Genomic DNA, 13368 nt, shown 5'->3' with positions numbered 1-13368 from the left:
GGCCGGCACGGCGAGCGCCGGCGGCGCGGCCACCGCGGCCGTCCCGCCCGATGCGGCGGCGAGCGCGGCTCCTCTGGCCGCCCCGGTGCTGATCGTTCGCCGCCCGGTGCTGCCGGAGTACCTGCTGGCGCGGCGCGTGCGCTTCCGTGCCAGCGACACGGTGGTGGACGACTGGCCGGGCGTGTTCTGGGCCGAGCGCATCGAGGTGGCCCTCACGCGCGAGCTGACCGCCGCGCTGCGGGCGCAACTGCCGGGCTGGACGCTGTGCGAGGCCGAGTGCACCGCCGGCGGCGTGGAGCCGCGGGCGCGGACGCTGCGGCTGGAATTCACGCCGCTGGACTACCGCCGCGACCACCGCGAGCTGTTCACCGAGGTGCGCGCCGTGCTGCAGGACGCCAATGGCACGCTGCGCCAGCGCACCGAGCGCCGCTACACATTGCAGGCCACGGCCGACACGCCGCAGGCCCACGCCGAGGTGCTGGGCGAGCTGCTGCGGCGTGTGGCGGCGGACGTGGCGCCGGTGGTGGTGGCCGGGGACGGGACGCCGGCGACCACGGAAGGGCGCTGAGCACCGGGCGGCTCAGCCCGTGTCCAGCAACTCCTCCAGCGCATCCAGGTGGCGCACCCGCGCGTGCAGCTCCGTCGGCAGCGGCTGGGCCGAGCGCAGCACGTGCACCTGCATGCCCGCCGCCAGCCCGGCACGCACACCCGAAGGGCTGTCCTCGACCACCGCGCAGCGGCCGGGCGCCACGCCCAGCGCGCGCGCCGCGTGCAGGAACAGCGCCGGATCGGGCTTGAAGGCACCCACCTCGTAAGCGCTGAAGATGCGGTCGGGGCGCAACAGCGGCAGCAACCCCGTGATCGACAGCGTCAGCTCGGTCTTGGCACGCGGACCATTGGTCGCGACGCAGAAGGGCAGCGCCAACCGCCGCAGCAGCGCCCGCGCCCCGGGCATGGGCTGCAGCCTCTCCTTGAGCGTCTCGGCCATGCGCGCGCGCACCGTGGCCTCGAAGTCCTCGGGCAGCGGCCGGCCGCGGCGCTGGCCGATGGTGGCCAGCGTCAGCGCCATGCTCTGCCCCTTCATCTCGTGCAGGTCCGCCAGCAGCGCGGGCGCGACGCCCAGCGCCAGAGCCTGCTCCTCGACGGTGGCCAGAAGGATGGGCTCGCTGTCCACCAGCGTGCCGTCGCAGTCGAAGATGACCGCATCGAAGGACGTCATGGGGCTGCGTCTCCTTGTCATGCCGCTCACGGCAGCGCCTGCACGCCCTGGATGACGAAACCGCCATGCGGCAGCGCGGGCAGCCGCGCCATGTCCAGGCCCAGGTCCTGCGCCGGGACCTCGTAGCGCATGCGGTGCAGCAGCCAGTCCAGCGACAGCATCATCAGCGCGATGGCCACGCCCTCGCCCGGGCAGCGGTGGTGCGCGTGGGGCTCGGCGCCGCCCTGCGGCACGAAGTCGTAGGCGCCGGGCTTGCGAGTGAGGAAACGATGCGGACGGAACTCGTCGGCCGCCTCCCAGCTGCGCGGGTCATGGTTGGTGCCGTACAGGTCCAGCAGCGCCGTGCGTCCGCGCGTGAAGTGGTAGCCCTGCCATTCGAAGTCGTGCCGCACGCGCGCGGCGATGGCCGGGAAGAAGGGATACCAGCGCCGCACCTCCTGCACGAAGGCCTGCGCCCAGCGCATGTCACCGCCGAGCAGGCTCTCGCTCAGCGGCTCGCGGCATTCGGGGTGCAGGTGCAGCGCGTGCGCGGACTGGACGATGAACACCGACACCGCCACCACCGGCCGCAGCAGGTTGAGCAGCTCCACCGCCGCGATGCGCGGGCGCAGCACGTTGCCCTCCTCGTCGCGGTGCAGCGCCACCTGTGCCGCAGCGCTGTCCTCGGGCAGTTCGACGCGCCCGGCGCGGGCCTCGGCCAGCAGGTGCGCGAGCCAGGACTCCAGCGCCGCGCGCGCCACGCGCGCGTGCAGGTGGCGCAGCGGCGGGCCCACCGCGTGGTCGAACAGCGCCACCAGCTCCGCCGTGCGCAGCGCCACCTGCGCCGGCGGCAGCGGCACGCCGGCCCAGTGGCACACGGCGCGCGTGAGCATGGGGTGCAGCGCTTCGTAGAGCTGCACCTGGTCCTGCTGCGCCCAGCGGCCGAGCTCGTGATCCCACTCGTGCGCCACCTGCCGCACCAGCGCCGCGACGCGCTCCGGCGCCAGCGCCAACATGAAGAAGGCCTTGCGCCGCCGGTGCCGCAGGCCATCGAGCGTCTGCACGCCGCCCTTGCCGAACAGCGTGGCGCGCAGCGGCTCGGGCGCGGCGCCGCCGCGCAGGAACAACCCCTCGTTGTAGAAAAGCTCCGCCGCGCGCGGGCCGGTGAAGCACAACGTGGAGCGCAACATCAACCGGGTCTGCACCACTTCCGTGTGCTGCTCACGGCAATGCCGCCCGATGAAGCGGTAGGGATCAGCCAGGAATGCCAAGCTGCTGTCCAGGCCGCCTACGTGGGGTATCGGTCGCATGGCCGGCGCAGGGCAAGCCGTATTCCGACGCCGCCGGGTTCAGCCTTGCCGTTGCAACTGCTGCGTTCCGCTTTCGTCTTTCAACGCCACGCCACTGATGCCGCGCGCGCGGGCCTCGCGCAGCAGCCAGGCCAGGCGCCGCGCCGCCAACGCATAGGAGAGGCCCTGCGGGCGCACGTTGGAAATGCAGTTGCGCTGCGCATCCACGCAGCCCACGCGCGGCGCCCAGGTGAGATAGACACCCAGGCTGTCCGGGGCGCTCAGGCCCGGGCGCTCGCCAATGAGCACCGCCACCAGCGCCGCGTCCAGCAGCTCGCCCACCTCGTCGCCCAGCGCCACGCGGCCCTGCTCGGCCAGCGCCAGGGGCGCCAGCCGCCAGGGCTGGGCGTCGTCCCGCAGCCGGGGCAGCAATTCCGCCAGCAGTGCCGGGGCATGGGCCTGCACGGCCTGGGCGGACAGCCCGTCGGCCAGCACGAGGGCGAGGTCCAAGCGCGGCGACGCGGCCGGCCCCCCCGGCTGCGTGCTGGTCAGCGCCTGCAGCCGCTCGCGCGAGGCGTCGTCCAGCCGCCGTCCCAGGTCCGGCCGCTGCAGGTAAGTGGCCCGGTCGGGCGCGGCGCTGTGCAGCGCGACGGCGGGCAGGCCCAGCGGCTGCAGCGCGGACGCCAGCGCGTCGAGGTCCAGCGCCTGGTGCACCGCGTCGCGCGCCCGGGCGTGCGCGAGCTGGAACTCCAGCTGCGCCGCGGTGGACTGGCTCACGCCGCTGCGCGGCAGCCCGATGCGCGCGGGCGTGTGGCGGCGCAGCCGGGTCCAGAGGTTGGTTGCGTAGGCATCGGCGGTGGCCGGGAGCGCGGCGCCGGAGGCCGGCGGCGGGGTGGCGTCGGAAGCGTCTTGCTGCGCCATGGCGTTCTCCTGTTCAGATCTGGGGCAGCAACGCCTGCGCGAAGCCGGCCGGGATCTGCCCGGCGGGCCGGCCCGCTTCGTCGGCGAAGCCCATGCGCTGCAGCCAGGCCTCGAACTCCGGCGCGGGGCGCAGGCCCAGGGCGCGGCGCAGGTACAGCGCGTCGTGGAAGGAAGTGCTCTGGTAGCCCAGCATCACGTCGTCGGCGCCGGGCACGCCCATCACGTAGTTCACGCCGGCCACGCCCAGCAGCGTCAGCAGCGTGTCGGCGTCGTCCTGGTCGGCCTCGGCGTGGTTGGTGTAGCAGACGTCGCAGCCCATGGGCAGGCCCAGCAGCTTGCCGCAGCAGTGGTCCTCCAGCCCCGCGCGCTGGATCTGCTTGGCATCGAACAGGTACTCCGGCCCGATGAAACCGACGACGGTGTTGACCAGCAGCGGGTCGAAGCGCCGCGCCACGGCGTAGGCGCGGGCCTCCAGCGTCTGCTGGTCGCAGCCGTGGTGCGCGCCGGCCGACAGCGCGCTGCCCTGGCCGGTTTCGAAATACATCACCTGCCCCTGGCCGCGGCCCAGCGCCAGCGCCGCGGACCGAGCCTCGGCCAGCAGCGCCAGGTCGATGCCGAAGGCGCGGTTGGTGCCCTCGGTGCCGCCGATGGACTGGAACACCAGGTCCACCGGCGCGCCGCGCTCGATGGCTTGCAGCGTGTTGCTCACGTGCGTGAGCACGCAGGACTGGGTGGGGATCCGGTGGTGGTCGATCACGGCGTCGAGCAGCCGCAGCAGCGCCGTGACCTGCTCCACGTCGTCGCCGGCGGGGTTGATGCCGATGACGGCGTCGCCACTGCCCAGCAGCAGCCCGTCGAGGATGGCGGCGGCGATGCCGGCCGGGTCGTCCGTGGGATGGTTCGGCTGCAGCCGCGTTGCCAGCCGGCCCGGCAGGCCCAGCGTGCCGCGAAAGCGCGTGACCACGCGGCGCTTGCGCGCAACCAGGATCAGGTCCTGGTTGCGCATGAGTTTCGACACGCCCGCCACCATCTCCGGCGTCAGCCCGGGGGCCAGGGCCGCCAGGGCCTCGGGCGTGGCCTCGTCCGAGAGCAGCCAGTCGCGGAACCCGCCGACGCTGAGGTGGCGCACCGGGGCGAAGGCGGCGGCGTCGTGAGTATCGAGGATCAGCCGCGTGACCTCGTCCTGCTCGTAGGGCACGACGGCTTCTTCCAGGAAGCGCGTGAGCGGCACCTCGGCCAGCGCCATCTGCGCCGCCACGCGCTCGCGCGCCGAGGCCGCCGCCACGCCGGCGAGGCGGTCGCCCGAGCGCTCGGGGCTGGCGCGCGCCAGCAGCGTGCGCAGGTCGGGGAAGGTGAAGGTTTCAGTCGCGATGCGCTGGTGGTAGGCCATGCGCCCCAGTATGGGCGCGCTGCCCTGGCCGAGGCGGCTGCAGGGGGTGAAGCCGCGGGCGCGGGCCGCGTCAGTCCTGGCCCAGCCCCGCCACCATCTCGTGTCCGAACACCGCCTCCAGCGTTCGCGTCTCGGGCAGCACGTAGACCACGCCGCGCTGGCGGCCCAGCACAGGCTGCACCACCGCAACATAGAAGTCCGCGTCCACCACCACGCAGCCCAGCGAGATGCGGTTGTCCGCCGGCGTGGCGGAAGCCAGGCGCTGGGCGCGGCGCTCGCGCGCGGGCGCGGGGCGCAGCCGGTGCAGCGCCAGGCCCTCGGCGTAGTCCATCCAGACCACCAGCTCGCCGGCGGTGTTGCGGCCGGGCTCGGTGTCGAAGCGGCCGGCGGGGGTGGTGCGTTCCTCGGGGCGGATGGCCGACAGCGGCTTGCTGCCCACGCCACGCACCGCGTGGTCGCCGGGCTGCAAGCCCAGCAGTACCGGCGCGGTGCCCAGCACGCGACCGTCGCCGGCGTAAAGCACCATGCGCGCCTGCTTCTTGTCCACCACGGCGAAGGGACGGCCGCGGTGGTCGTTGCTTTCCAGGACGCCACGGGCGAAGCGCTGCAAGGAATCGTTGGCGGCCTCGCCATGGTCCGGCGCGTGCCGGACGCTGTCGTACGTGGGCAATGCCCTGGCCAAGCCCGGCAGCCCCAACAACAGGCTTGCCGCCAGCGCGCACAGCGCCTTTCCTCCCCCCAGCATGACTTCCCCCGTCAGGTCGCGGCGCCAGCGGCGCCGTGCTCACAACCCGGGCCAGGCGCCCGGTCCAAGGGGGAAATGCTAGGGGATCGGCGCGGTAGTCCAGCGCCGGCGCAGCAAATCTCGTGCGGATCAGTTCACGATCCGGGACGTTGTTGCAAGTTGGGTGCAAAAGCCGAGGCGCCAGCACCCCGCCTTGTCATGCCGGGCAGACGGCATCGCGGGACGCCCGGGAGGGCGGCGTCCCGAGGCGGGCTCAGCCCGGCCGCGTCACTGCGGCGGGCCCTGGCGGTGGCTTGGGCCCTCCTGGTCGGACGGGCCCGAAGGGTTGTCGTGGGCCGGGTCGCGGCTGTTGTCGTAACCCTTCCAGGTGTTGTCCAGCGTGGCCTGGGCCTGTTCGGCGGCGCGCACGGCGTCCTTGTCGTCGGGGTTGACCTTGGGAACCTTGGGGGCGTCGGTCATGGCGGGCTCCTTGTGCAATGGCTTGCCCGACGGGCGGCAAGCCGCGTACCGCGGCGGCATACTGGCCCGCCGAGCTTTTCCAAGAACAAATACCAAGCGGGCGCGTGATGTGCACGGCGCGGTTCTTGCGCTCGCATGGCCATCGGCCACTCATCCATGCCGCTGACCTCTTCCGCCCTGCTCAAGCCACCCGCTCTGCGCGACACGCTGCGTGCACCGCTGCTGTTGCTGGCCGGCGGCTGGCTGCTCGCCGTGGGCGTGGGGGTGTGGCAGCACCATGGCAACGGCGCGCAGGTGCGCATGCGCTTCGATGTGCTGGGCGAGCGCGTGGCCGAGCAGGTGCGCACCCGCGTGCGCACCTACGAGTACGGATTACGCGGTGCGCGTGGCGCCGTGATCGCCACGGGCGCTGACGGCATCACGCGCGAGCGCTTCCACCAGTACGGGCTCTCGCGCGAGATCGAGCGCGAGTTTCCCGGCGCGCGCGGCTTCGGCTTCATCCGGCGCGTGCCCCCGGCGCAGGAGGCGGCCTTCCTGGAGGCGGCGCGGCGCGACGGCATGCCGGATTTCCGCATCCACCAGATCACGCCCCACTCGCGGGAGCGCTACGTCATCCAGTACATCGAGCCGCTACACCACAACGAGGAGGCCGTGGGGCTGGACGTGGCCTCCGAGCCCAAGCGGCGCGCCGCCGCAGTGGCGGCCATGGAGACGGGCGAGGCGCGGCTCACGGCGCCCATCACCATCGTGCAGGCCTCGGACAACCCTCGAAGCGCCTTCCTGCTGATGCTGCCCATCTACCGCGGCGTGCTGCTGCCGCCGCCGGATCGGCGCGTGTCGGAAACCGTGGGCTGGGCTTATGCGCCGCTGGTGATGGACGAGGTGCTGCAGGACTTCGAGTTCGGCGGCGACGAGTTCGCGCTGTCGATTCGCGACATCACGCCGGGTGACGACAGCGCCACCCGCTTCTACACCTCCGCGCAATGGAACGACGACGGGGAGGCCTCGCCGCACCACCGGCGGCGGCTGGCCGTGTTCGGCCGCCTCTGGGAGCTGGACCTGCAGGAGCGGCCGGCCTTCCGCGTTGCGCTGAACCTGCCCGACCCGATCGCCATTGCGGTGGCGGTGGGCGGCGTGTCGACGTTGCTGTCGCTGCTGCTGGGCGGCGCGCAGCGCGCGGTGGGGCGCGAGCGGCTGATCCAGTACCAGCGCGCGCGCATGGCGGCCATGGTCGAGGGAGCGCAGGACGCCATCATCGGCCACGGCGCCGATGGGTCGATCACGGAATGGAACCCGGCCGCGGAGCGCCTGCTGGGCTGGAGCGCCTCCGAGGCGCTGGGGCACGACCTCTACGAGCTGGTGCTGCCCGAGGGCCGGCGCCAGGAGGCGCGCCGCCTGGGCGAGCGGGCGCTGCTGGGCACACCGGTGCCGCCCTTCGACACCGAGTTGCTGCACCGGGACGGGCGCACGGTGGAGGTGTCGCACTCGCTGGTGGCCATCCGCGACGAGGAAGGCAAGGTGCGCGGGCTGGCCAGCACGCTGCGCGACATCCGCGAGCAGCGCGCGGCGCAGGCACGCATCCTGGAGCTCAACGCCACGCTGGAGCAGCAGGTGCAGCAGCGCACCTTGGAGCTGCGCGTGCTCTCGGCGCGCGAGCGCGCCATCCTCGACGGCGCGGGCAGCGCCATCGTCGCCACCGACGCGCAGGACCGCATCACGCTCTTCAACCCCGCCGCCGAGCGCCTGACGGGCCATGCCGCGGCGCAGGCGCTGGGGCGCGAGGCCACCGGGCTGCTGCTGGACGCCGACGAACTGCGCGCGCGGCGGGAAGCGCTGCAGGCCGAACTGGGCCGGCCGCTGGCGCCGGGCGAGGTGTTCCTGTCCGCGCACGGCGCTGAGGGCGGCGAGTGGCGGCTGCGGCGCGCCGATAGCACGCAGGTGCCGGTGCTGCTGGACGTGCGCACGCTGCGCGACGAGCGCGCGCGCACCGTGGGCCTGATCTACGTGGCGGTGGACCTGTCCGAGCGCAAGCGGCTGGAAACCGAGCTGCAGCAGCGCACCGAGCAGGCCGAGGCCGCCAACCGCGCCAAGAGCGCCTTCCTGGCCAACATGAGCCACGAGATCCGCACCCCGCTCAACGCCGTCATCGGGCTGAGCCACCTGCTGCAGCAGATGCCGCTGGAGGGGCGCCAGCGCGAGTTCGTGGGCCACATCGCCGGCGCGGGCGAGCAGTTGCTGGCGCTGGTCAACGACGTGCTGGACCTCTCCAAGATCGAGGCCGGCGAGATGCGGCTGGAGCGCGTGCCCTTCGCGCTGGGCACGCTGCTGCAGGAGGTGATGGCGCAGGCGCGGGTACAGGCCGACCAGAAGAAGCTGGCGCTGGGCATGGACGCGCCCGAAGACCCGCTGGTACTGCGCGGCGATCCGCTGCGGCTCAAGCAGGTGCTGCTGAACCTGCTGAGCAACGCGCTGAAGTTCACGGAGGTGGGCAGTGTGACGCTGCGCGTGCGTGCGATGCCCGGTGCCGCCCGGCGCGTGCTGCTGCGGCTGGACGTGATCGACACCGGCATCGGCATCGCGCCGGAATTGCAGGCGCGCATCTTCGAGGCCTTCACCCAGGCCGACAGCTCCACCACGCGGCGCTTCGGCGGCACGGGGCTGGGGCTGTCCATCGTGCGGCGGCTGGTGAAGATGATGGAGGGCGAGCTCACGCTCGACAGCACGCCGGACCAGGGCAGCACCTTCACCGTGATGCTGCCGATGGAGGTGGCACAGGAGGCGGCCGCCTGAAATGGGGCATCGGGTCCAGCTACCGAATTACTCCTTTCCAACACCATATTTTCAATATGGTAACTGCCGCCTGAAACAGCAGTGCCAAACCATGAGAAATGGCCGACACGATCGCGGGTTAGCCAGGAGTGGGCTGAAGCAGTTAGGCTGATACTTCGCGCCGGATTGGCCGGGCAAGCAGGCTGAGTAATCAGGCCCGCATGCGGGATGTGGTTGAAAGGAAGTACCGATGCATCAATATCGTTTCCTGCTCTGTTCCGCTCTGGCGGCCACGCTGTCATTTGCCACCATCAGTGCCGAGGCCCAATTGCGCTACCGGATCAAATTGGCGGACTTCGGTGTGCCCGTTGGCGAGAATGAGTTTTTCAGCCCAGCCGCCATCAATAACCGCGGCGTGGTGGCCGGCACCGGCTTCAGGGAAGGGGAAGAGTGGTATGACATCGACCCCATCGCCCACGTTTTCCGCGGCAACGCGGCGCAGCCCTTGCCTGGGACCAATGCCTTCAGCAGCTCTTATGTGCACGGCATCAACGACCGAAACCAGGTCGTCGGTTATTACACCTTGCCGGACACCGCCGGACGAATTCCGTATCTCTACCAGAATGGCCATTACCGGGATTTGCGCGTTGACCAGGGGAGCGGCGATGGTTATGCAAGGGATATCAACGCCTCGGGACAAGCCGTGGGGAGTGTCAACGGAAAAGCGTTCTTTTTCGACGGCACGCGCTCCCGGTATATCGATGTGCCCGGCGCTGTTTCATCGCAGGCAATATCGCTCAACGACCATGGCACCGTGGTGGGCAATGCAACTTTCGATGCGCCCGGTGGCGGTCGTGAGGAGCGCGCGTTCGTGTACGACGGCCGCGATGTGAAATTCCTGCAAAGCCCGCTTCCGGATGGGCAGCCTGTGGAAATCGTCGGCATCAACGATGCAGGACAAGTGGCTGCGCGTACGTACCAAGCGGACGAGGTCACGTCCAGATCCTTCATCTACGAGGCCGACGGCCGATGGACCCAGATTGCCGGCCTGCCCAGCCCGCCCGGGGAGCCGCAAGCGACTTTCGTGTCCGGCCTGAACAACCAGGGTTGGGCCGTGGGCCGGTCCGGGAGTGTCCATTGCAACGAGGGCAACTGCCATGAGGCCTTCTTGTGGCGCGATGGACAGGCCGTCAGCTTGAACGACCTGCTCGTGCCCTGGCAGGCCAAGCGGTGGTACCTCTACGAGGCCATCGCCATCAACGATCGGGGGCAGATCACGGGCACGGGTTTCTCCAGCTTCCTGGTCCATGACTCGTTCGTGCTGACGCCCGTACCCGAACCGGAAAGCTGGGCACTGTTGCTGGGCGGGCTGGCCGTCGTCGGCACGGTGGCCCGGCGCCGGCCGACGCGCGGGAGCTGAGAACAGCCTGGCGCCCGTGTCCCGGTCGCCGCTCAGCGCCCCCTGCCCCTCCGCTGCCACAACGGCTTCTTGCCCTTGAGGTGGCGCTCGATGCCGTCGTTCAGGCGCGAACGCAGGTCCTGCACCGCGTCCACCTCGCCATAGACGCCGGGGAAGCGCAGGTCCAGCCACAGCCACAGGCTGCAGCCGCGCAGCGCCTGCTCCATGCGGTCCAGGCGGCTGTGCTCGTCCACCTCGCGCAGGAAGCCGGGCGTGCCGGCCTCGCCGGCCACGGCGTGGTTGTGGGCCCAGTCCAGGAACTCCTCCACCAGCGCGGGCGTGCGGGTGTCCACCGGCGCCTGCGCGTACAGGAAACGCTCCTTGAGCGAGAGCTTGCCGGCGGCCTCGTCCAGGAAACCAGCGATCTCCAGCATCTGGTCCAGCTCGGCGACGGCGAAGTGCGCGTCGTCGAGCTTGAGCTGCTCGATGAAGATGCCCAGCACCGTGCGCAGTTTGGTGACGCCCAGGCGCTGCGCGATGGTGTTGACGTGCCACCAGCCCGGCGCCACCGGCGCCTTGAAGTCGCGCGGGGCCTTGGGCGTGCGCGGCAGCAGTTCCTTCAGGGCGCGCAGCGCGGTGGGCTCGGCCTCGCGCAGCACGCCGGCGAAGCCCTCGTCGTGCAGGCCGTAGCGGCCGGCGCGCCCGGCGATCTGGTGCACCTCGGAAACGTCCAGCGGGCGCTCGGTCTGGCCGTCGAACTTGTTCATGGTCGAGAACAGCACACGGCGAATGGGCAGGTTCAGCCCCATGCCGATGGCGTCGGTGGCCACCAGCACGTGCGCGTGTCCTTCGGCGAAGCGCTCGGCCTCGCGCCGGCGCACCTCCGGCGGCAGCGCGCCATAGATGACCGACACCGGATGGCCGTTGTCGGCAATCTGGTCGCGCAGCATCAGCACGTCGCGCCGGCTGAAGGCCACCACCGCGTCGCCACGGCGCAGGTTGCCGATGGGCACCGGTTGCGTCAGCAGCTGCACGTGCTGCTTGCGCTCGAAGTGGCGCACCTTGCACTGCTCGCCGCTGAGTTTCAAAAGGCGCTCGATCGCGGGCACGGCGTAGGCCGAACAGATGACGATCACCTCGTTGGCCGGCACGCCGACGATGGCCTGGGTCCAGGCCCAGCCGCGCGCGCCGTCGAAGATCATCTGCGCCTCGTCGATCACCGCCACGTCGATGGGCTGCTGCGTGCTCATCATCTCGATGGTGCTGGAGACCACGCGCGCGTCGGGCGCGGGCACGTTCTCCTCGCCGGTAAGCAAGGAGCACGGCACACCGCGCGCCATCAGGCGGTCGCGGCCTTCCAGGGCCAGCAGCCGCAGCGGCGCGAGGTAGGCGCCGTCCAGCGCCTGCGCCAGGCGCTCGAAGGCGGCGTGGGTCTTGCCGCTGTTGGGCGGGCCGACGTAGAGAGTGACGCTGCGTTGCATTTGTCGCGCCAGGGCGAAGCTGTCCGGGTAGCCGCGGAAGGCCAGCTCGGAGGTGAGCCCGGCCAGGGTGTCCATCTCGGCGGCGCGGTGCTCCCAGCGGTCCTGCGCGCGGGTGAGCGCGGCCTGCAGCGCGGGCAGCTCCATCGGCACGGCGCACTCGGCCTGCAGCCGCGGCAGCAGCGAGGCGAGCTGGCGTGGATGGCCCGAGGCGCTGCGATCCACCAGCTGTCGCAGGTGCGCGAGCAGGGCCTCGGCATGCTCGTAGGGCGCGGGCTGGCCCAGGGCGGCCAGCAGCACGCGGCGGTCGCCGGTGCGCAGGAAATCCCAGACCGGCGCCTCCGGCACCGGCGCGCGGTGCGCGACTTGCAGCGTCCAGCCCGGGTCCTCCAGCAGCAGCGGATGGTGCAGCAGCCGCTCCCACTGCGCGCCGCGGCGCGTGACGCCCAGCTGCTCCAGTGCGGCGCCGCGCTCCAGCATCAGGCCGCGGACCTCGGGCCCAGTACCCACGTCGTCAAGATGGCGCAGCGCGGCGTCGATTTGCGAGGGATGGATCCAGCGGCTGGGCCGGGCGCCGGCCGCGGCGCGGGCGAGCTGGATGTAGCCCATGCGCTCCAGGTCCGGCGGCGGTTTGTCCCCGTTGTCATCGGTGAAATCGGCCGGTTTCACCACCTGCGGCAGCAAGTAGGCGGCGCGGCGGATGCGCTCGACTTCCGCTGGGGGAACGTGGGTGGGAATCCGGGCCGCGTGGTGCGGCTGAGGCAGCTTGAGGGCTTGTTCTTGGACTTCGCTCATGCGGCCGGATTGTGAGCCTGAAGAAAGGCACGCCCGGCGGCGGCACAATCCGCGGTTTTTCTTGCTCGTCCTTGAGCTGACATGACCAATCCCGAGACGCCCGCCACGCCGACTCCCGCCGACGCAGCGGCACCGACCCACCGGCCCGACGCCGCCCAGCCCCAGCCGGGCCTGGAGCACGGCGCCACGCCTCCAGCCCCGATCCCGACCGAGGCCGCGCCGGAAGGCGCCGAGGCCGTGGCGGTCCAGGCCAGCACGCCGAACGTCGCCACGGCTTCCGAGGCGGCACCCGCGCCGGCCGAGGCTGCCCCGGCGCCTGCCGCCGAAGCCGCGACGCCGGCCGAGTCGGCTGGCACCGGGCAAGCCAGCCCGACGCCGCCGGCCCAGGCTGGCACCGACGGCGCCCCGACCGAAAGCGGTACGGCGCCAGCGGAAGCCACAGCCTCGGCTGAAGCAGCTGAAACCGCCACTCCGGGCGAGGCCGCTGCCCCGGCCAGCGGCAAAACCGCCGCCGGCCCCGCCGCACCGCGCTTCGACCTGGCCGCTGCCGCCAAGGACCTGGCCGAGCTGTTCCCGGCGCTGTTCGGCGGCAACGGCCCACTCAAACCGCTGAAGTTGCGCATCCAGGCCGACATCCAGCAGCGCGCGCCGGGCCGCTTCACCAAGGGGCTGCTCTCGGCCTTCCTGCGCCGCTACACCGGCAGCACCCCGTACCTGGTCGCCTTGACCCGCTCCAAGGAGCGCTTCGACCTCGACGGCCAGCCCGCCGGCGAAGTGAGCGACGAGCACCGCGAGGCGGCGCAGCAGGAAGTCACGCGCCGGCGCGAGCTGCGCCAGGCTCGCCGCCAGGCCGAAGCCGCGGCTGCCCGCCCCCAGGGCCAGCCGGGGACGCAGGGCGGCGAAGCCGGCGGGCAGCCCGGCACAC

At 71.8% G+C, this 13368-nt stretch carries 11 protein-coding genes; 4 read left to right on the top strand and 7 right to left on the bottom strand.

Annotation, left to right across the window (positions count from 1 at the left end; genetic code table 11):
* The coding region (locus Q0741_RS24000; RefSeq protein WP_298235717.1) for an ABC-type transport auxiliary lipoprotein family protein at positions 1–568 on the top strand (568 nt) is incomplete at its 5' end.
* A 12-nt stretch (positions 569–580) separates the two neighbouring features.
* Here Q0741_RS24000 and Q0741_RS23995 read toward each other — a convergent pair.
* From Q0741_RS23995 to Q0741_RS23970, 6 genes are all read right to left on the bottom strand, one after another.
* Entirely contained in the window at positions 581–1219 is a 639-nt protein-coding gene (locus Q0741_RS23995; RefSeq protein ID WP_298235716.1) for an HAD-IA family hydrolase, read from the bottom strand.
* 26 nt (positions 1220–1245) lie between these two features.
* Positions 1246–2469 (bottom strand): cytochrome P450, encoded by a 1224-nt coding sequence (locus Q0741_RS23990; RefSeq protein ID WP_298235715.1) that lies wholly within the window; start codon positions 2467–2469, stop codon positions 1246–1248.
* Positions 2470–2547: 78 nt separating this feature from the next.
* Positions 2548–3408 carry an ethanolamine ammonia-lyase subunit EutC gene (eutC, locus tag Q0741_RS23985; RefSeq protein ID WP_298235714.1) on the bottom strand — a complete coding sequence of 287 codons (861 nt, stop codon included), beginning with the start codon at positions 3406–3408 and terminating at the stop codon, positions 2548–2550.
* Positions 3409–3421: 13 nt separating this feature from the next.
* Positions 3422–4798: an ethanolamine ammonia-lyase subunit EutB gene (locus Q0741_RS23980; RefSeq protein ID WP_298235713.1), complete on the bottom strand. Its 1377-nt coding sequence runs from the start codon at positions 4796–4798 to the stop codon at positions 3422–3424.
* Positions 4799–4868: 70 nt separating this feature from the next.
* A complete protein-coding gene (locus Q0741_RS23975) occupies positions 4869–5543 on the bottom strand; it encodes a hypothetical protein (protein WP_298235712.1) in 675 nt (224 codons plus the stop codon).
* A 267-nt stretch (positions 5544–5810) separates the two neighbouring features.
* Positions 5811–6002 carry a hypothetical protein gene (locus Q0741_RS23970; RefSeq protein ID WP_298235711.1) on the bottom strand — a complete coding sequence of 64 codons (192 nt, stop codon included), beginning with the start codon at positions 6000–6002 and terminating at the stop codon, positions 5811–5813.
* Positions 6003–6158: 156 nt separating this feature from the next.
* On the opposite strand from Q0741_RS23970, the gene Q0741_RS23965 reads away from it, so the two are divergent.
* Positions 6159–8792: a CHASE domain-containing protein gene (locus Q0741_RS23965; protein WP_298235710.1), complete on the top strand. Its 2634-nt coding sequence runs from the start codon at positions 6159–6161 to the stop codon at positions 8790–8792.
* Positions 8793–9021: 229 nt separating this feature from the next.
* On the top strand, positions 9022–10191 hold the full coding sequence (locus Q0741_RS23960) for a PEP-CTERM sorting domain-containing protein (protein ID WP_298235709.1): 1170 nt from the start codon (positions 9022–9024) through the stop codon (positions 10189–10191).
* Between the two features lie 32 nt (positions 10192–10223).
* Here Q0741_RS23960 and Q0741_RS23955 read toward each other — a convergent pair whose 3' ends face one another.
* The gene (locus Q0741_RS23955; RefSeq protein WP_298235708.1) at positions 10224–12443 is read right to left on the bottom strand and encodes a helicase-related protein; all 2220 of its coding nucleotides are present in this window, start codon (positions 12441–12443) and stop codon (positions 10224–10226) included.
* An 81-nt stretch (positions 12444–12524) separates the two neighbouring features.
* Here Q0741_RS23955 and Q0741_RS23950 point away from each other — a divergent pair.
* The coding region (locus Q0741_RS23950) for a ProQ/FinO family protein (protein ID WP_298235707.1) at positions 12525–13368 on the top strand (844 nt) is incomplete at its 3' end.

The organism is uncultured Azohydromonas sp., assembly GCF_937926365.1.
GTDB lineage: Bacteria > Pseudomonadota > Gammaproteobacteria > Burkholderiales > Burkholderiaceae_C > Azohydromonas.
The sequence above is the reverse complement of the archived record's forward strand: the minus strand, read 5'-3'. Positions and strand labels throughout refer to the sequence as shown.